This window comes from Methylobacterium sp. E-066 (assembly GCF_022829635.1).
In the GTDB taxonomy this organism is placed as follows: Bacteria; Pseudomonadota; Alphaproteobacteria; order Rhizobiales; family Beijerinckiaceae; genus Methylobacterium.
In genome coordinates this window covers 53,519-71,013 of record NZ_JAKSYO010000163.1, presented here as the reverse complement: position 1 = coordinate 71,013, position 17,495 = coordinate 53,519, and the positions used below count along the sequence as shown (strand labels likewise).

Sequence of the window (17,495 nt, the reverse complement as noted above, 5' to 3'; positions counted from 1 at the left end):
CGAACCGGCTTCACGACCTGCGCGTCAGCTTCCGCAGGCGCGCAACGGCGGCGTAGAGGCGCGGGTCGCGCTTGATCCGGCGCTTCGTGCGGGTCAGGCCAAGTCGCGCCAGCCCGTAGGCGCGGCCCCGCAGGCTCACCGGCACGATCGTCTCGACCAGCCCGATGGTCTCGTCGCAGATGCTGGCCTTGTAGCGCGCCTCGCCGACCCCGAGATCGAAGCTTTGCCGGCCGCGCGCGGTCTGGTCGGCGACGAGGTGCTGCAGCAGCAGATCGCCGGGGCTGAAGCGAGCCACCTCCGGATCGGGATCGAACGCCGTCATCATGCCGCTGAAGCGGTGATCGCTCACGGCGCCCCCGAAGGTCGCGAGCACGCGCCCGCTCTCGGCAAGGCAGAGGGCGTGGATCTCCACCGCCGGATCGGTGCCGGATGCGGCTGCGGTCAGGAACCGGCGGATCGGCTCGGCGGCGTAGGGGTCGGCGACGCCCATCCCGGCGAACCGCACCGCCTTGTGGGCGAAGAATGCCGCGAGATACCGGGCTGCCTCCTCGGGCGTCTCGGCCCGGCGATACGCCAAGGCGCCCTTGGCCTCGATCAGGCGCTTCTCCTTCGAGCGCAGCTTTTTGCGGGCATCGGCGCTGAACACGCGGCGCACCGTCGCCTCGGGATCGGGCCCGAGCATCAGCCCGTAGGCGTCGCTGGCCTCGGGCTCGCCGCCTTCGGCAAGGGGGTTGGCCGCGCCCTCCCACATGCGGGGCTGATGCCGCAACGCGTAGACGTCGATGCCGGCCGGCCGCCCGGCGCGGATCAGGGCGGCGGTCACCTCGCCGGGGGAAATCGCTGCCGCGTCCCGGGTGGCGAAGAGCGGCATGTGGTAGTTCGCATGCGTGTCGCCGACGATCCGCGCCACGGTGAGCCCGAAGGTCCGCGCGAGCACCAGCGGCAGCAGGATCCGAGGGCGGCCCTCCACATCCCGCAAGACGACGATGCGGGCCTCGGCCTCGGTGCCGGTCGCCCGCAGATAGGCGGCGATCCAGTCGAACCGCTGATAGGGTGTGTGCAGGCTCGCCGGATCGGATTCGAGCCGCCGCCACAGGGCCTCCACCGCCGCGAGATCTGAGAACACCTCCGCGGTCAGGGTTCCGGACGCGCGCGCACCGATCATGTCCGTTCCCGCCACCTGGACGCCGGTCGCCATACCCGAATCTCCCGCTGCGTCGGGCCGCGCCCGAAGCCGAAAGCCGACCTTGCTGGGCATGCACTGAATGGTCGGTGACTTCGACGATGTTGCCTGCCCGCGTGGCCCTGTAAATCGCGACTTTGGCTAATACAATCTTCCGGCTGAACTACAGACCGGGCGCGGCTTTCAGCTTTCTTTACCGCGGCGGGTGATGGCTGTTCAGCCAGGGCCGCGCGGCCCGAATGGGTCGAAGCCATGATCTCCTCGCGGGCCAAGCATCGGGTGTTCGCATCCGGCTTCCGCGCGATTCAGGCGCTCGGCGCCGATCGCTGGCTGGCGCCCGCCGCACGCGGCCTCGGGGTGATCCTGACCTTCCACCATGTCAGCCCCGATCCCGTCCCGGCCTTCGCGCCGAACCGGCTGCTCAGCGTCACGCCGGACTTCCTCGACCAGACCCTGCGCGAGCTCGATGCCCGCGGCTTCGAGATCATCGGCCTCGATGCCGTGCCGGACCGGCTCGCCGCGCCGGGATACGAGCCGCCCTTCGCGGTCCTGACGTTTGATGACGGCTATCGCGACAATGTCGAGCATGCCCGCCCGGTGCTGCAACGCCACGGCGTGCCCTGGACCCTGTTCGTGACGAGCAGTTTCGCCGACCAGGGCGGCCGCCTGTGGTGGATCGAGCTTGAGCGGGCGATCGCGCGGCTCGACCGGGTGCGGATCGACATCCATGGGCGTAGCCTCGACCTGCCGGCCCGCAGCCCCCAGGAGAAGGCGCTGGCCTTCGAGGCGCTCTACCGCGACCTGCGCCGCGGGAGCGAGGCCGACCTGCTGGACCGGATCGCCGATCTGTGCCGACAGGCGGGCTTCGCGCCGGGTGCAATCGCATCCGAGCTGTGCCTGTCCTGGGCCGAGCTGCGCGATCTGGCCCGGGACCCGGCGGTGACCATCGGCGCCCACACGGTTAGCCACCCGATGCTCGCCAAGCACGACGCGGCCACCGCCACGCGCGAGATCGCCGCGGGCCGCGCTCGCATCGAAGCCGAACTCGGCCGGCCCGTGCGGCACCTCTCTTACCCGGTCGGCGACTCGACCTCGGCCGGCCCCCGGGAATTCGCTCTGGCGCAGGAGCATGGGTTCGCCACCGCCGTGACGACCCGGCCCGGGCATCTCTTTGCCGAGCATGCCGGCCACCTGCACGCCTTGCCGCGCGTCTCGATCAACGGCTGCCATCAATCGCGCGCGGCGTTGGCGGGGTTGCTATCCGGGGTACCGTTCCTGGCCTGGAACCGGGGCCGGCGGCTCAACGTCGCCTGACGCTTTTTGCCGGAGCCCGAGCCCCGCTCAGGTCACATCGGCCGGCAGAGTCTCGAAGGGATCGTGGGCCGGAACGCCGAGGGGCCTGAAATGCCGGCCGTTTCGGGTCAGGATCGTCCAGCCATGGCACTGAGCCGTGGCCGCGATCGCAAGATCGGCCAAGCCGGGCGCATGTCCCTGTCCGCGCGCCACGTCGGCCAGACGACCGATGTGGCGCGCGACGGCGAGATCGATCGGCAGCACCTGCCCGCCATAGAGGTGCAACAGCGTCTCCAGCCAGTCCGAAAGGCGGTGCGCCTTGCGCGACGCGCCTTCCCGGCGGCTTTTGGCGATGCCGTCCTCGATCTCGGCAATGGTGACCACTGAGAGAAAGAGACCGGCACTGTTCCGGTCCATCCAGGCGATCAGGTCAGCCGCTGGAACGGCCTTGGTCGGCGCGCCGGCCGAAAGGACGTTGGTATCGACGAGGTACACGGCATCAGAGCTCAGGACTTCTGAGACCGCCCGTGTATGAGGGCAGATCCTCTGCCGTTAGCGGCGCAGCCAAGATGAGGCGTCCGAAAGACGGGACCTGCGAAAGTCTCTGCCACTCCTCGAAGCTCAGCAGCACGGCCTCCGGTCGGCCATGTCGCGTGATGATCGACGGCTGGCCCTGCTTGGCCTGATCGATGACAGCCGACAACGTCGCCTTGGCATCGCGAAGCTGGATCTCCTGCATCGCACCTCTCCGTGACCAGTGTAGTCACAGTAGGGATCGCAGGGGGCTACGGCAATGGCGGCACGTCGAGCGCCGCCGTCGTATCGACCCCGCAAGCCTCAACGCCGCCGACGGTGCCGATAGTTCGTCGAAAAGGACGCGTATTGCCGGCCGCCGCGCCGGGACCGGTATCGGCCCCGGCGGCTGGTCGCGGCCTCGACGGCTTCGTCCGCCTGGGGCAAGGCCTCGGCCAGCGCCGGGGCGGCGGCCGCGTCGGCCGAGGCGTAGCCGCCCGCGACGTTCTTGGCCGCCGGTCCGAACATCGCCAGGCACTGGTTGTAGGCCAGGTCGTTCTTCAGCCGCTCGCACTCCCCGATGGAACGCGGCGTGCCCTGCGCGAGGGCGGAGCACGGCGCGAGCAGCACGGCGAGTGCGGCCAGATGCTTGAGGCGCATGGGCAAGCGATACACGAACGGGGTCTCGAACTCGGTTCGGAGGCTTCTGGCGCCCGAGTGCGGCAAAATCGAGGGGTCCCGCTACCGGTCCGGACGCTCCATCCAGCGGATCAGCGGCATCAGGGGAAAGATCCACGCGATTCCAAGGATCGAGTAGAGTACGGCCTGGATCGCCGCCGGAGTCTCGGCGATGCGGCTGTCGGCCAGCGCCATTGCCAGCGGCCCGTACAGGCAGACGAAGGCCAGCATCCCGACCGTGCCGATCAACGTGCGGGTGCGGCGGCGCATCATGATTCCCACAGCCTCGTCTCTCCCTGCGGTGAGAGGGCTATCGCCCGCGGCTCCGGTTGGCAACGCGCGCTCTGCCGCGGGCTGCGGCAGCGCCGACGTTGCCCGCATCCCGCGCTTCCCCTAACGCCACTGCAGGCGGGGACATCCCGGCAACCGCGGAAGGGATACGCGTGGTGATGACAGTCTCGGGCGACCCGCGATCGGGAGCTGTGCGGGCATGGCTGTACCTGGTGGCCGCCCTGGTGGTCGCCATGGTGGCGGTCGGAGGTGCGACCCGCCTGACCGGGTCCGGCCTGTCGATCACCGAGTGGCGTCCCGTGACCGGGATCGTGCCGCCCCTGTCCGAGGCGGACTGGGCCACGGAATTCGCCAAGTACAAGGACACGCCGCAATACACCATCCTCAACCAGGGGATGGGGTTGTCGTCGTTCAAGGTGCTGTACGGCTGGGAATGGGGCCACCGCGTCCTCGGGCGGCTGATCGGCCTGGTGTTCTTCCTGCCACTGGTCGTGTTCTGGTGGCGCGGCATGATCGGCCGGCGCCTCGGGCTCGGATTGCTCGGCCTCGGCATCCTCGGCGGATTCCAGGGCGCGATCGGCTGGATCATGGTCGCGTCCGGCCTCCAGCCCGGCATGACCGCGGTGGCGCCGCTGAAGCTCGCCCTGCACCTGACGACGGCGAGCTTGATCCTGGCTGGGCTCGTCTGGCTGGCGGCCGGTCAGCGCAACGACACGGCCGAACCCGCACCGGATCGCATCCGCTTCGTCGCGGCCGCGCTGCCGGCCCTGGTTCTTGTGCAGATCTTCCTCGGTGGCCTCGTCGCCGGGTCGCATGCCGGGCTGGTCTACAACACCTGGCCCGGCATGGACGGCGTCCTGGTCCCGCCGGTGGACAGCCTGTTCGCGATCCAACCCTGGATCGAGAATTTCGTCGACAACCACGCCCTGGTCCAGTTCGACCACCGGGTGACCGCCTACCTGCTCGTCGTCGTCGCGCTCCTGCACGCGGTCGACGCCCGGATCACCGGTTCGGCCGGCGCGGCCGGGCGGGCCGGCGGCGTCGCCGCCCTGGCCCTGGCCCAGGCCGGGCTCGGCATCGCCACGCTGTTGCTGGCGGTCCCGCTCTGGGCGGCCCTGGCGCATCAGATCCTGGCGATGGCCGTGCTGACTATGGCGGTGGTGCACGCGCGGCTGAGCCGCGGCACCGGTCGCGTCCGGCTTTCAGCCACGGAGCCCGCTCTCGGCTTCGAGGGCTTGGCAGGACGCGGCGCCTGAAACCGGGTGCGGCGAGACAGCCACGCCCAACAAGACTTTTACCACGCTGCAATAGAACCTTGGGATAATCTCCGCGTCAGCACTTTGCATAGGGAACGACTGAGCGCTCTTAAGCTTTAGGCTGCAGGCGTAGCAGGAGGCTTCATGATGTCTCTCGCGGAGGATGGTCGCCCGCTGACCCTGACGTGGCATTACACGCCCCGCGAGATCGTGGCGGACGGTGTGATCCATGGTCTCGGGGTCGTCCTCGGCTTGGCCGGCGCGGTCGCGCTGGTGGCCACGGCGCTCACGGCGCATCTCGGCCTCGGCGAGCGGGCCGCGGTGGTCCTCTACGCCACCGCCCTGGTGCTGATGCTCGGCGTCTCCGCGGTCTACAACCTCTATCCGGTCAGCCCACGGAAATGGCTCCTGCGTCGAGCCGACCATGCGCTGATCTACCTGATGATCGCCGGGACCTACACACCGCTCGTGGCGTTAGTGGGCTCAGGGATCCGCGCCTACCTGCTGCTGGCGGTGATCTGGCTGGTCGCCCTGGTGGGCATTGCGGTGAAGCTGTTCCTGCCCGGCCGGTACGATCGGCTGTCCATCGCCCTTTACCTCCTGCTCGGCTGGAGCGGTTTGCTCGCCTACGAATCGGTCATCGCCGCCCTGCAGCCGACCGCCCTGTGGCTGCTGGCGATCGGAGGCCTGCTCTATTCGGTCGGCGTGCTGTTCCACGTCTGGCGGACCCTGCCGTTCCAGAACGCGATCTGGCACGGCTTCGTGCTTGCCGCCACGGCGTGCCATTACGGCACGATCTGGGCCAGCCTCAACGGTTTGCCACTGACGTGAATTGATCCACAGCAGTAAAACTCCGCTTACCTTTTCGATGAAAAGGCCAATCGAGCCGAGCGCTGTTTAAGTTTACTGCGACGGTCAATGCACCACATTCTCGGGACTGTTATTCCCGGGAGTGATACCGTGGCTGTGAAGCCGAGCGACACCCGAATCCCTCAGCGTCACCGTATCCTGCACGTGTTCCGTGCACCGGTCGGCGGCCTGTTCCGGCACGTCATGGACCTCGCCCGCCTCCAGGTGGCGGCGGGTCACGCGGTCGGGATCGTCTGCGACGCATCCACCGGCGGCGAGCGCGGTGCGCGCGCCCTGGCCGAGCTCAGCACTTGCCTGGAGCTCGGCCTCCTCCGGATTCCGATGCGACGCAATCCGCACCTGTCGGACTGGACCTGCTTGCGGACCGTCGCCCGCCGGGCCGATGCCGTCGGCGCCACCGTGCTCCACGGGCACGGGGCCAAGGGCGGCGCCTACGCCCGCCTCGCCTCGGCAACGGCGATCCGGGCTTACACCCCGCACGGCGGCAGCTACAATTATCGGCCGGGCAGCGCGCTCCATCGGACCTACATGGCCGCCGAGGCCGTGCTCGCCCGCCGGACCGATGCGTTCCTGTTCGAGAGCGAGTACGTCGCCGGCCGGCACCGGGCCTTCGTCGGCGGGCCCGAGCAGGTGACCCGGATCGTCCATAACGGCATCGCCGAATCCGAATTCGCCCCGGTCCCGCTCGCCGAGGATGCCGCCGACCTGCTCTATGTCGGCGAGCTGCGCGAGGCGAAGGGCCTGCCCTACCTGCTCGAAGCCCTGGTCCGGCTCCGCGCCGAGGGCCGGCCCTTGCGCCTGCTGATGGTCGGATCCGGCCCGGATTCCGAGAGCCTGCGCAGCATGGTCCAGCGGCTCGGCCTGTCGGACGTGGCCGCCTTCGAGCCGCCTCAGGCGATCCGGTCGGTCCTGGCCCGGGGCCGGATCCTGGTCGTCCCGTCGCTGGCGGAATCGCTGCCCTACGTCGTGCTCGAGGCCGCGGCCGCGTCGCAGCCCCTGGTCGCCACCCGGGTCGGCGGCATCCCGGAGATTTTCGGGCCGGCAGCGGACGACCTCGTCCCGTCCCGCGATGCCGGCGCCCTCGCCGGCGCGATCCGCCGGGTGCTCGACGAAGCCCCGGACGTCCTGAACGCGCGGGTGCGGGCGCTGAGCGAGTCCATCCACCAGCGCTTCTCGCTGGAGCGGATGGGCGCCGATGTCGTGTCGGGTTACGCAGCGGCGTTCCAGGCCCGCGCGGAGCGTCTCAGCGTCGAGACGCGCAAGGTCGCGCAGGCGCGCACGGCATAGCATTATTGTGGCCCAGTTTTCCCGCGGGTGGGTGTTCCGACAGACGGAAAGCCCATCCCCCACCCCTCATCCTGTGGTGTCCGGCGATCGAAGATCGCTGGGCCTCGAAGGAGCCCTCCAGGGAGCGCGCGGCCGGCTGGAGGGCTCCTTCGAGGCCTCCGCTGCGCTCCGTCGCCTCAGGATGAGGGCGGGGATGGGAACGGTCGAACATGCTCTCGCGCCAGAACCACGCGAATGTGACACGAGCCATGAGCCCGCGATCGACCAAGTACACACGGTCGGGTGCGTGTTTAAGCTTTTATACGATGCCTCGTGCGAGGGTCCCGGCCCAGAGCATCATGCTGAAAGGCAGTTTCCGGTCTTCGGAAACAGATGATGTGACGTGAGGCCCGGCCACTCGCCCGGGAGGAGCCGATCGATGAGCGCGTTCGATATCCGCGATCTTCTCGAGGCCGCCGGACCTCTCGACGGGCAGGCGGCTGCCGCTCGCGGCGACGTGGGTCAGCGGGCCGAGACGCTTGCGCCAGGCCCGGCGGCGATTTCGCCGGTGGTGGTGGCCGGGCTGGTACGGGCGCTCGAATTCGCCCTGATCTTCGCCCTTGGCGCGCTGCTGCATCTGCTGATGTTGCGCGGCCGGGTGCCGTTCGGGCTGACCTATGCCGGCGTCATCGGGCTCGTGTCCGGTCTCTCCGTCGCGCTGATCCAGGCCTCGGGCGGCTACCGAATCTCGGCCTTCCGGACCTTCGCCAAAGCGGCGATCCGGCTGATCGCGGCCTGGTCGATGACCTTCCTGATGGTCGCCGCGATGCTGGTGCTCGCTAAGGTCGCCGACCATTATTCGCGCCTGTGGCTCGGGACGTTCTACGGCACCGGCCTCGCCGCGTTGCTGACCGGACGCTTCGCCCTGTCCCGGATCATCGACAAGCAGACCCGGGCCGGCCGCTTCGATCGCCGCACCGCCATCGTCGGCGGCGGCAAGCCGGCCGAGGACCTGATCGCCGCCCTCGAAACCCAGAGCGAGAGCGGCATCCGCATCGTCGGCGTGTTCGACGACCGCAACGCCGATCGATCCTCCAACGTGGTGGCCGGATATCCGAAGCTCGGCAATGTCGACGACCTCGTCGCCTATGCCCGGCATGCGCGGATCGACCTGATCGTGTTCACGATCCCGATCACCGCCGAGGCCCGAATCCTCCAGATGCTCGCCAAGCTCTGGGTGCTGCCGATCGACATCCGCCTCTCGGCCCACGCCGCCAAGCTGCGGTTGCGCCCGCGGAGCTACTCGTATCTCGGCTCGGTGCCGGTCCTCGACGTGTTCGACCGGCCGATCGCGGACTGGGACGTGGTGATGAAGGCTGTGTTCGACCGTTGCGTCGGCCTGATGATGCTGCTGGCGCTGTCGCCGCTCATGATCGCGGTGGCGCTCGCCGTCCGCTTGACCTCGCGCGGGCCGGTGCTGTTCCGGCAGAAGCGCCACGGCTTCAACAACGAGCTGATCGAGGTGTTCAAGTTTCGGTCGATGTATGTCGATCAGTGCGATGCCGGCGCTGCCAAAATGGTCACCCGCGGCGATCCCCGTGTGACGCCGGTCGGGCGCTTCATCCGCAAGACTTCGCTGGACGAGCTGCCGCAGCTGTTGAACGTCCTGAAGGGCGACCTGTCACTGGTCGGCCCGCGCCCGCACGCGCTGCAGGCCAAGGCGGCCAACACCCTGTATGATCAGGTGGTCGACGGCTATTTTGCCCGCCACAAGGTCAAGCCCGGCATCACCGGCTGGGCCCAGGTCAATGGCTGGCGCGGCGAGACCGACACGTCGGAGAAGCTGCAACGGCGCGTCGAGCACGATTTATTTTACATCGAGAATTGGTCAGTTCTGCTCGACCTGCAAATTCTGATGACGACGCCGTTCGCGTTGTTCAAGACCGAGAACGCGTATTGAGCGTTGGGGTCGGCGCCTTACGGTCGCCGACCCGGTCGGGCCCTACGGCAAAGCGCCGGCCTTTTCCTTCGCCTGCATGATCGTGTTGCGGCAGGCCTCGGCGTTGCCAGCCCTGTCCTCCGCCGCAGCCTTGGCGACGAGCTTCTTGGCCTCGTCGACGCCCGAGGCCGTAGGCTTCACGTCGGCATCGCTCTTGGTCAGGGCCGGCGGGGTCGCGAGCGCCTTGTCGGAATGCGACGAGGTCGTGCCGCCGGGTGGCGTCGTGCCCGTCACCGAGGCGGCACCCGCGCTGTCCAGGCGCTTCTGCAGCGTGGACACCTCGTCGGCGCACGGGGTCGCCCAGGCGGGCGTCGCGGCGGCGAGGGCCAGGGCTGCGAGCGCGAATCTCATCATCATCGAGGCGTGTCTCCGTAACGTTCAGGGCGTGCCCGGCTGCGATCGTCTGGATCGGCCGAGGCGTCTGTGGCTCCCGGAAGAGACGCGGGGCGCCGAACCCCGTTCCTGAGACGTGAGGCCGCACGGCGTTGCACCGCGAGAGCCGAAAACGCGAAGGGCGCCCCGCCCGGTCCTAAGACCGCGCGGAACGCCCTGCTTTCAGAACCGCGTTCGCGTCTCAGTACTTGCGGATGATCGGCTCTGCCGACATCGGCACTGGGTCGGCGCCGAAGGCGTAGCGGATGCCGCCATAGATCGAGAGCGGCTGCGCCAGGGTCGTGGTCCGCGGGTCGCTGATCCGCAGGTTGCCGGCCACCGCGCCCGGCTCGGCGAAGGTGCCGAAGGTGGCGTAGCGGTTGTTGGTCAGGTTGGTGACCAGCCCGAACACTTCCAGGTTCTTGGTGACCTGATACTTCGTCTGGAAGTTCATCACATAGTAGGGCGGCAGTTTGCGGTTCAGGTTCGATTCGTCGCCGCGGTAGTAGGACGACGAGAACGCCTGGAGGTAGAGGCCGACCTGCCAGTTCGGGGTGAGGAAGTAGTCGAACCCGGCCTTGAACTGGTGCGTCGGCACCAGCGGCACGACGTTGCCCTTGCGGACATTGATCGCCCCGTCATCCGCGAGCGGGTTGTTGGGCGAGGACAGGGTGCCGTTGAACTGGAAGGTGGCGTCGATCAGGGCGTAGTTGGCGTAGACCCGCAGGTAATCGGCCGTGTACTCGCTGCCGACCTCGATGCCCTGGCGCTGGGTCGCTGGCACGTTCACGAAGTATGCGCGGGCGGTGTTGCCCGGTGTCGCGAGCGACAGGATGTCGTTCGTCAGGTCGGTGCGGAAGGCGCCGATCTTGTAGGTGATGACGCCGCCGTCATAGGTGTTCGGCAGCTGGCCGCGGAAGCCGACCTCGTAGGTCCGCCCAGTCACCTGCTTGAGCGGCGGATCGGCCACCAAGGAATTCGGCAGCAGGCACGGCCGGTCCGGGTTGGCGCAGGCCAGTTCCAGCGGCGTCGGCGCGCGGTTCGATTCCGAGTAGCTGCCGTAGAGGTTGACCGCGTCGGTGAAGCGGTAGGTCAGGCCGGCGACCGGGTTGATCTTGTTGAAGTAGTGCGTGCCGGTCACGTCCGGCGAGAAGCCGGTGAGATCCTCGCTCTGGATGCGGGCGAAGTTGAGCCGCGCGCCGGCGGTGAGCGACAGCCGGTCGGTCACGTCGAGGGTGTCGAGGGTGTAGAGGCCCATATAGAGGTTCGAACCGTTGACCGAACTCGGCGCGATGCCGAGCGCGCCGGCGGTCCGCAGCTGCGTCGTGCCGAGGCCCGGGATGGTGCCGTAATACGGGTTGTTCGGGTCGGTGGTGATCGACAGGTTCGGGTTGATCACGCCGAGGGTGCTGGACGACTTGAACGAGTAGTTCGCGGCGTCGATGCTGCCGCCGACCACGAAGGTGTTGGGCAGGCCGAACACCCGGTCGCGGTTGGCCGCCTGCAGCGAGCCGCCGAAGCCCGTGGCCTCGGTGTTGGTCACGTCGAGGGTGCCGTACGGGATGCCGGCCCGGAACGGGACGCGCTGGTTCTGCTGGCCCAGGATCAGGAACTGATTGCGGAAGGCCTGGTCGGTCTGACCGGGCGCCCGCGTGAAGCCGTCATCCTCGAAACAGAGGTTGCCGCGGAAGCTGGAGCGGGTGCTGCAATTCTCGAAGTTGCCGTCGTTGCCGTCGACGTAGGTCTGGCTGAAGCGGCGGAAATAGGCGTTACCGGCCAGATCCCAGGTCGGCGACACGTCGACCCGGCCGGTGAGCTGGATCGTGCCGACCTCGGTGGTGGTGGTCTGCGGGTAGGTGAAGATCGCCCGCGGGTCGCGGTGCGAGAAGTCCACGGGCGTGGCGGCGGCGGCGCCGAAGAAGCTGCGGGCGGCGAGCCCGATCAGGTGGAATTCCGAATCCTGCGAGCGGTAGCCGATATCGCCGTAGAGCCGGCCAATCGTGCTCGGGCTCTCGTAGCGCCAGCCGCGGTCGTTCAGGCCATCGCCGGTGAAGTAGACGCTCCACGGGCCGGAGACTTTGCCGTATTCGATGTACCCGGCCGTGCGCGCATCCGAGCCGCCGAAGGCGGTGATCTCGGTGCCCTGCCAGGTGAAGCCGTTCTTCATCTGGATGTTGATCGCACCGCCCAGCGCGTTGAGGCCGAAGACCGGGTTGCCGGTGACGACGTCGATCCGCTGAATCGCCTGCGGCGGGATCAGGTCGAAGTTGACGATGTCGCCGAAGGCTTCGTTGATGCGCACGCCGTTCTGGTAGACGGCGAGCCCCTGCGGCACGCCCTGGACCGGCGAGGCGGTGAAGCCGCGATAGGTCACGTCGGGCCGGTTCGAGTTGCCCTGCGAGTCGGACAGGTTCAGGCCGGGCGTGCGCCGGGCGAGCGTCGCGACGACGTTGTCGGTGCCGCGGTCGACCGTGATGTCGCTCGCCGTGACGGTCTCGACGGTGCTCGGGATCTTGTAGAGCGGCTGCTCGCTGCCCCGCAGGCGGACCGGGCCGATCGGCGGCAGCGCCGAACCTGCGGGCTCCAGCCCGCCCGGGCCGTTCAGGTTCTGGACGCGGCTCGAATTGCCGCCGCCCGAACCGACCGGCGACGTCGAGACGACGCTGATCTCACCGAGGGTCACGGCATTCTGCGCCAGTGCGGCGCCGGGCAGCATCGCCCCCCCCAGGACCGACGCCGACGCGACCAGGCTGCTCCGAAGCGCCCTCAATGACATCCCAAACCCCTTGCCGTGAACCCACGCTCGTTTCTGCCGAGCTTGCGGACACTCTTGGCGGGTGAAGGAAAAGGACACAATTGATCTGAAACCACGCAGGCCCTGTTTCAGCAACCTTTCGGAAATACCGAACTCGAACGCTGCACCACGTGATTTAACAGCAACAGTTTTGACAACGATTTCAGAGACTTAAGGAGTATTTGGCAAGTCGGGCGGGATAATTCGGCAAACGCCGCGGGCCTGCCCGGATCCCCCGATCAGAGCCGCGCCTGAATCAAGCGCCCGATCTCGCCGAGCCGCTGCTCCAGCAACTGCGGCACCTCGCAGACATAGGTGAGCGACTGGCTGCGCTCCTGGAAGATGCGCCGGTCCCAGGCGAACTTGGTCTCGAGCTCCGACTGGTCCTTCGGCAGCTCGGTGGCATCCGTGGCGCTCGGTGCATCCTTGGTCTGGCTGATCTTGTCGGCCTCGTCGCGGATCCGCTCGGCCATGCGCCGCTGGCCCTGGGCGTAGCGCGCGATCCCGCCCATGATCTTGTCGCGCTCGCCGTTAATGACCTCGAACACGCCCGCGTAGACGTGGGTCAGGGACTTGGCTCTGGCGTCCTTGTCGGCGCCGAGCTTGCCGACGAACCCGTCGAGCAGCGGTCCGACCTCGGACAGCTCGGTGCGCCGGGACGCGATCTTCTGGGCGAGCACGGCCGCGTCGTTGTCGCTGCCCCAGTCGCCGGCGGCCGCGATGTCGGGCCCGGTCCAGAACTGGCCGGGGCTCAGGGTCGCGACCTTGCGCTGGACGCAGGGCCAGTCCGGATCCTGCCTGGGCTGGGCCAGGGCGGGACCCGCCATCAGCGCGAGGCCGAGGGCGGGGGCGAGAAGGCGGGCGGCGATGCGGGTCATCGAGGGGTTTCCGTCAGAGCAGGATGCGGAAAAGTCCAGTCCGGTTTTCCGAACTCATCCTGCGATCACAAGGAATTAGGCGTTGTCGCCGGCCGGGCCGCCGCGCCGGGCCATGATGCCGCGACCGGGATCGTAGGCGACGACCGCCATGCCGAAGAAGGCGAGGGTCACGCCGATGACGACCGCGCAGGCGACCGGCTCGAACTGGACATAGAGGGCGTAGCGCACGAGCTGGACCGCGTGGCTGAACGGGTTCAACTCGCAGATCCAGTAGAGGGTCTCCGAGGATTCCCGGATCCGCCACAGCGGGTAGAGCGCCGAGGAGGCGAAGAACATCGGGAAGATCACGAAGTTCATCACGCTGGCGAAGTTTTCCAGTTGGCGCACCAGCGAGGACAGGAACAGGCCGATCGCCCCCAGCATCAGTCCCGAGGCCAGGAAGGCCGGGAGCGCCGTGAGGTATCCGAGCGGGCGAATGTCGGTCTCCCAGAAATACGCCACCGCCAGGAACGCGTAGGCCTGCACGATGGAGACCGAGACGCCCGCGAACAGCTTGGCGAGCAGCAGCAGCCAGCGCGGATAGGGCGAGGTCAGCAGCACCTTCATCGAGCCGACCTCGCGGTCGTAGACCATCGAGAGCGAGGATTGCATGCCGTTGAACAGCTGGATCATCACGGCCAGCCCCGGCACCACGTAGACCTCGTAGAGCACGTAGGTCTGGTAGGGCGGCTCGATCGAGACCCCGAGGGTGTTGCGGAACCCCGCCGCGAAAATGAACAGCCACACCAGCGGCCGGACCAGCGCCGAGAAGAACCGCTCCTTCTGATTGAAGAAGCGCAGCAATTCCCGCCGGACGATGCCGCCGAGACAGATCAGATAGCCGACCGCATCGAGCCGGCCCATCTGGCGGGCGGTTTTTTGGGACGGGGCCGCGGGGACGGCGGTGGCGAGGGGCGTCGTCATGTGAGCGGACCTATACGCAGTAGGCCGGTTCGGTTCGCGCCGCGGCGGTGGTGATGGTCACGCTGTCGGTTGCGGCGGACGCGATGGGCCCCCTCTCCCGTGCGGGAGAGGGTTGGGGTGAGGGACCAGGTCCATCCGGAGAGGTCGCACCCCTCACCCTGTCCCTCTCCCGCACGGGAGAGGGGACCCGTGTCTCGCCCGGAAATGGACGGGGCCGATCGTTCGCGGACGAACGATCCCGTGCAATCTTGAGCCGGCCATGTGACCATCACGCCGCCGCCCTCCCCGGCTCGGCGACCAGGCGGCGGAACGCGTCGGCCAGGCCCTCGCCCGGCGCGCCGATATCCCCGGCCCGACCTCGGGCAACGATGCGCCCGCGGTGCAGCACCACGGCGTCGTCCTCCGGCGCAATCTCCTCGAAGATGTGCGTCGCCCAGAGGACCGACAGGCCCTCCTCGCGGACCAGCGCGCGGACGATGGCGACGATGTCGGCCCGGGATTCGAGATCGAGCCCGACGGTCGGCTCATCGAGCAGCAGCAGGTCCGGCCGGTGGATCAGCGAGCGGGCGATCTCGATCCGGCGCGACTGGCCGCCGGAGAGCGTCCGGACCTTGTCGTGGCGCCGGTCCGCCAGGCCGACCCGGTCGAGCAGCGTGCCGACGCGCTGCTTCCCGGCCTTGCGGGCGATGCCGTGGAGGCTGGCATGATAGAGCAGGTTCTGCTCGACGGTGAGGTCGGTATCCAGCGTCCGGGCCTGGAAGACCACGCCGAGCCGGGCCAGAGCCCGAGAAGGCTCACGGTCGAGCCCATGGCCGAAGATCGAGACCCGGCCGCTCTGGTTGGTGTAGAGTCGGGTGATCACCGAGAACAACGTGGTCTTGCCGGCGCCGTTCGGCCCGAGCAGGGCCGCGAAGCACCCGCGTTCCACCGTGAGCGACACGTCGTCCAGCGCGGCGCGGGCACCGAACCGGTGGCCGACATGCTCGACCAGCAGGGCCGCCTCGCTCATCGGCCCAGCGCCTTGCGGGCATCCGTGACCGCGTCCAGGCACTCGTCGAACTCACCCTCCTTCTGCTCCCGCTCGGCGACCCGGAGGGCTTTTTTGAGTTTTGGGAGAGCGATTTCGGACGGGTTTGCCGCCAGGGCGTCCCGGATCATCGTGATGCCCTCAGCGCAGGACGTTGCGTCGTCGGCCGCGAGGGCGGGTGCGGTCAGGAGGCATCCAGCAATCGTAAATGCCAGGAAAGCCTCGTTTAAGCGGATCCATACTTTGGCATAACGGTCCATGCTGTCAGCAACGCGCCCGCTCTCCCGTGCGGGAGAGGGCTGGGGTGAGGGGCCAGGTTTTTCCGGAAAACGCGCATCCCTCACCCTGTCCCTCTCCCGCACGGGAGAGGGGACCTGCGCTGTCTTCGGTGACGTATGGCCCTGATACCGAGCGCTCGCGGAGGCGCTCTGCGCATCGCGATCTGAGAAGAAAAAGGCACCCATCACTTCACCGTCAGCGTGCCGGTCATGCCCTTCGCCTCCAGGCCGCGCGCCTCCCATTTGTAGGCGCCCGGCTTGATCGCCACGAACTCGACGGCGATCTCGCCGGGATCGTCGAACTCGAGGTGATCGGGCGCGCCGCCGCCATGGATCTCCTTGTGCTCGATGACGATCTGGTTGAGCCAGATGTAGCGGAAGAACTCGGGGGCGTAGAACTTGTACTCCTGCCGGCCCTTGGCGACGATGCGCAGCCGGTAGGCCTTGCCGGATTCGAGCGTGATGTCCTTGTTCTCGACCGCGAAATCGTTGCCCTGATCGTCGCCGAGGACGAGGTCGGGCAGGTTCTCGCGCTTCTTGGTGAGGTCGAGGGCCGAGGCCGGCCCAGCCGCGAACAGGCCGGCCAGAGCGAGGGCTGCGATCCGAAACGTCCGCGTCATGTCGTTCCTACCCCTGTGCCGCCGGTTCGGCGATCCTGTTCTGCGTCATGGACGTTCGATCGAAGGCGCGCACCCCCGATCTGGCGCCTGTGTTCGAGTGACAAACTAGTTCGGGGAGATGGCGACGCCCCAGGGCAGCAGGCCGACCGGGATGCTCTTGACCACCTTCTCGGCGGCCACGTCGATCACCGAGATGTCGTTCGACGTCCCGTTGGTGGTGAACAGCATTTTTTGGTCGGGCGTGAAGGCGAGCTGCCAGACGCGCTGACCCACCGGGAGGTATTTCTCGACCGCGTAGGTCTTGGCGTCGATCACCGCGACCCGGTTGGCCGGGCCCAGCGCCACGAAGGCCTTGGTGCCGTCCTTGGTGATGCGGATGCCGACCGGCTGGATCGCCTCGTCGTTCACGCTGGGGATCTTGAACGTGATCTTCTTCACCACCCGGCGCTGGGCCACGTCGATCACGCTGACCGTGCCGCCGACCTCGGCCGAGACCCACAGGAACTTGCCGTCGGCAGTGAACTCGGCAAACCGCGGCCGGGCATCGACCAGCACGTTGTCGATCACCTGGAACGTCTTGGTGTCGATGAAGTGCGCCATGTTGGTGGTCTCGGAGGTGTTCACCAGGATCTTGCCGTCCGGCGACAGGCCCATCCCCTCCGGCTCGACCCCGACCGGCACCTCGGCCAGGACCTTGTTCTTCTCGATGTCGATGATCGTGACCTGGCTGTCGTCCTCGTTGGCGACGTAGAGCGGGTTGCCCGAGGCATCGAGGATGAACTGCTCCGGATCGGGGCCGGAGCGGAGCGAGCGCACGACCTTGCCGGAGCTCGTGTCGAGCACGTCGATCCGGTCGTCGTCGCTGGCGCAGACGAACACCTCTTTGCCGTCCTTCGACACGGTGATCCCGCGGGGCCGGCGCCCGACCTTCCAGGTCCCGGTGACGGCCATCGTGGTCGTGTCGATGACGCTGACCGAGTTGCCCTTCTCGTTGGTCACATAGGCGGTGAAGGCCAGGGCCGGCCCGCTGAGGGCGAACCACGCTCCGAGGGCGAACACACTCAGACCTGCCTCGACGCGGCGGCGCATGCGACTTCCTTCCCTTGTGACGTCCCGGCGTCCTCGAAGGACGTTCTCGACAGTCGATTGTAGTGCGCCGCCCGCGGGTTGCGAGGGCGCGGGCGGCTCGCCATCGCCGCAGGCGACGCGGAGCC

The 17,495-nt window shown here is 68.1% G+C and carries 18 protein-coding genes; 5 read left to right on the top strand and 13 right to left on the bottom strand.

Features of this window, described 5'->3' with window-relative positions; genetic code table 11:
- Positions 1 to 10: 10 nt before the first annotated feature.
- Positions 11 to 1,198 (bottom strand): GNAT family N-acetyltransferase, encoded by a 1,188-nt coding sequence (locus MKL20_RS22300; RefSeq protein WP_244038491.1) that lies wholly within the window; start codon positions 1,196 to 1,198, stop codon positions 11 to 13.
- A gap of 237 nt (positions 1,199 to 1,435) precedes the next feature.
- On the opposite strand from MKL20_RS22300, the gene MKL20_RS22295 reads away from it, so the two are divergent.
- Entirely contained in the window at positions 1,436 to 2,497 is a 1,062-nt protein-coding gene (locus tag MKL20_RS22295; protein WP_244038490.1) for a polysaccharide deacetylase family protein, read from the top strand.
- A gap of 27 nt (positions 2,498 to 2,524) precedes the next feature.
- Here MKL20_RS22295 and MKL20_RS22290 read toward each other — a convergent pair whose 3' ends face one another.
- From MKL20_RS22290 to MKL20_RS22275, 4 genes are all read right to left on the bottom strand, one after another.
- Positions 2,525 to 2,971, bottom strand: coding sequence for a type II toxin-antitoxin system VapC family toxin (locus MKL20_RS22290; protein ID WP_244038489.1), 447 nt, complete (start codon positions 2,969 to 2,971; stop codon positions 2,525 to 2,527).
- 4 nt (positions 2,972 to 2,975) lie between these two features.
- The gene (locus MKL20_RS22285) at positions 2,976 to 3,215 is read right to left on the bottom strand and encodes a type II toxin-antitoxin system Phd/YefM family antitoxin (protein WP_244038488.1); all 240 of its coding nucleotides are present in this window, start codon (positions 3,213 to 3,215) and stop codon (positions 2,976 to 2,978) included.
- 98 nt (positions 3,216 to 3,313) lie between these two features.
- The gene (locus MKL20_RS22280; RefSeq protein WP_244038506.1) at positions 3,314 to 3,649 is read right to left on the bottom strand and encodes a hypothetical protein; all 336 of its coding nucleotides are present in this window, start codon (positions 3,647 to 3,649) and stop codon (positions 3,314 to 3,316) included.
- Between the two features lie 81 nt (positions 3,650 to 3,730).
- Complete coding sequence (locus MKL20_RS22275) at positions 3,731 to 3,937, bottom strand: DUF2842 domain-containing protein (RefSeq protein WP_243972760.1); 207 nt, start codon at positions 3,935 to 3,937, stop codon at positions 3,731 to 3,733.
- A 179-nt stretch (positions 3,938 to 4,116) separates the two neighbouring features.
- On the opposite strand from MKL20_RS22275, the gene MKL20_RS22270 reads away from it, so the two are divergent.
- From MKL20_RS22270 to MKL20_RS22255, 4 genes are all read left to right on the top strand, one after another.
- Positions 4,117 to 5,214, top strand: a complete 1,098-nt coding sequence (locus tag MKL20_RS22270; RefSeq protein WP_244038505.1) for a COX15/CtaA family protein — start codon at positions 4,117 to 4,119, stop codon at positions 5,212 to 5,214.
- Between the two features lie 147 nt (positions 5,215 to 5,361).
- Positions 5,362 to 6,045, top strand: a complete 684-nt coding sequence (gene trhA / locus MKL20_RS22265; RefSeq protein WP_244038504.1) for a PAQR family membrane homeostasis protein TrhA — start codon at positions 5,362 to 5,364, stop codon at positions 6,043 to 6,045.
- Between the two features lie 129 nt (positions 6,046 to 6,174).
- Positions 6,175 to 7,371, top strand: a complete 1,197-nt coding sequence (locus MKL20_RS22260; protein ID WP_244038487.1) for a glycosyltransferase family 4 protein — start codon at positions 6,175 to 6,177, stop codon at positions 7,369 to 7,371.
- A gap of 418 nt (positions 7,372 to 7,789) precedes the next feature.
- A complete protein-coding gene (locus MKL20_RS22255; protein WP_244038486.1) occupies positions 7,790 to 9,310 on the top strand; it encodes an undecaprenyl-phosphate glucose phosphotransferase in 1,521 nt (506 codons plus the stop codon).
- Between the two features lie 42 nt (positions 9,311 to 9,352).
- Here the strand turns inward: MKL20_RS22255 and MKL20_RS22250 are convergent, their stop codons facing one another.
- The 8 genes from MKL20_RS22250 to MKL20_RS22215 form a co-directional block, all read right to left on the bottom strand.
- A complete protein-coding gene (locus tag MKL20_RS22250) occupies positions 9,353 to 9,706 on the bottom strand; it encodes a hypothetical protein (protein ID WP_244038485.1) in 354 nt (117 codons plus the stop codon).
- 217 nt (positions 9,707 to 9,923) lie between these two features.
- Positions 9,924 to 12,497 (bottom strand): TonB-dependent receptor, encoded by a 2,574-nt coding sequence (locus MKL20_RS22245; protein ID WP_244038484.1) that lies wholly within the window; start codon positions 12,495 to 12,497, stop codon positions 9,924 to 9,926.
- 257 nt (positions 12,498 to 12,754) lie between these two features.
- A complete protein-coding gene (locus MKL20_RS22240; RefSeq protein ID WP_244038483.1) occupies positions 12,755 to 13,393 on the bottom strand; it encodes a hypothetical protein in 639 nt (212 codons plus the stop codon).
- A 75-nt stretch (positions 13,394 to 13,468) separates the two neighbouring features.
- On the bottom strand, positions 13,469 to 14,356 hold the full coding sequence (locus tag MKL20_RS22235; protein ID WP_409568184.1) for an ABC transporter permease: 888 nt from the start codon (positions 14,354 to 14,356) through the stop codon (positions 13,469 to 13,471).
- Between the two features lie 268 nt (positions 14,357 to 14,624).
- A complete protein-coding gene (locus MKL20_RS22230; protein ID WP_244038482.1) occupies positions 14,625 to 15,365 on the bottom strand; it encodes an ABC transporter ATP-binding protein in 741 nt (246 codons plus the stop codon).
- Entirely contained in the window at positions 15,362 to 15,643 is a 282-nt protein-coding gene (locus tag MKL20_RS22225) for a hypothetical protein (protein WP_244038481.1), read from the bottom strand. The genes MKL20_RS22230 and MKL20_RS22225 overlap by 4 nt, the downstream gene beginning before the upstream one ends.
- A gap of 203 nt (positions 15,644 to 15,846) precedes the next feature.
- The gene (locus tag MKL20_RS22220; protein ID WP_243972540.1) at positions 15,847 to 16,281 is read right to left on the bottom strand and encodes a hypothetical protein; all 435 of its coding nucleotides are present in this window, start codon (positions 16,279 to 16,281) and stop codon (positions 15,847 to 15,849) included.
- A 105-nt stretch (positions 16,282 to 16,386) separates the two neighbouring features.
- Positions 16,387 to 17,370 carry a YVTN family beta-propeller repeat protein gene (locus MKL20_RS22215; protein WP_244038480.1) on the bottom strand — a complete coding sequence of 328 codons (984 nt, stop codon included), beginning with the start codon at positions 17,368 to 17,370 and terminating at the stop codon, positions 16,387 to 16,389.
- Positions 17,371 to 17,495 lie beyond the last annotated feature (125 nt).

Bases quoted from the DNA above. Each gene is read 5' to 3' on its own strand.
- MKL20_RS22300 (WP_244038491.1), bottom strand. From the start codon at position 1,198: ATGGCGACCGGCGTCCAGGTGGCGGGAACGGACATGATCGGTGCGCGC.
- MKL20_RS22295 (WP_244038490.1), top strand. From the start codon at position 1,436: ATGATCTCCTCGCGGGCCAAGCATCGGGTGTTCGCATCCGGCTTCCGC.
- MKL20_RS22285 (WP_244038488.1), bottom strand. From the start codon at position 3,215: ATGCAGGAGATCCAGCTTCGCGATGCCAAGGCGACGTTGTCGGCTGTC.
- MKL20_RS22280 (WP_244038506.1), bottom strand. From the start codon at position 3,649: ATGCGCCTCAAGCATCTGGCCGCACTCGCCGTGCTGCTCGCGCCGTGC.
- MKL20_RS22275 (WP_243972760.1), bottom strand. From the start codon at position 3,937: ATGCGCCGCCGCACCCGCACGTTGATCGGCACGGTCGGGATGCTGGCC.
- MKL20_RS22270 (WP_244038505.1), top strand. From the start codon at position 4,117: ATGACAGTCTCGGGCGACCCGCGATCGGGAGCTGTGCGGGCATGGCTG.
- trhA (WP_244038504.1), top strand. From the start codon at position 5,362: ATGTCTCTCGCGGAGGATGGTCGCCCGCTGACCCTGACGTGGCATTAC.
- MKL20_RS22255 (WP_244038486.1), top strand. From the start codon at position 7,790: ATGAGCGCGTTCGATATCCGCGATCTTCTCGAGGCCGCCGGACCTCTC.
- MKL20_RS22250 (WP_244038485.1), bottom strand. From the start codon at position 9,706: ATGATGATGAGATTCGCGCTCGCAGCCCTGGCCCTCGCCGCCGCGACG.
- MKL20_RS22245 (WP_244038484.1), bottom strand. From the start codon at position 12,497: ATGTCATTGAGGGCGCTTCGGAGCAGCCTGGTCGCGTCGGCGTCGGTC.
- MKL20_RS22240 (WP_244038483.1), bottom strand. From the start codon at position 13,393: ATGACCCGCATCGCCGCCCGCCTTCTCGCCCCCGCCCTCGGCCTCGCG.
- MKL20_RS22235 (WP_409568184.1), bottom strand. From the start codon at position 14,356: ATGACGACGCCCCTCGCCACCGCCGTCCCCGCGGCCCCGTCCCAAAAA.
- MKL20_RS22230 (WP_244038482.1), bottom strand. From the start codon at position 15,365: ATGAGCGAGGCGGCCCTGCTGGTCGAGCATGTCGGCCACCGGTTCGGT.
- MKL20_RS22225 (WP_244038481.1), bottom strand. From the start codon at position 15,643: ATGGACCGTTATGCCAAAGTATGGATCCGCTTAAACGAGGCTTTCCTG.
- MKL20_RS22220 (WP_243972540.1), bottom strand. From the start codon at position 16,281: ATGACGCGGACGTTTCGGATCGCAGCCCTCGCTCTGGCCGGCCTGTTC.
- MKL20_RS22215 (WP_244038480.1), bottom strand. From the start codon at position 17,370: ATGCGCCGCCGCGTCGAGGCAGGTCTGAGTGTGTTCGCCCTCGGAGCG.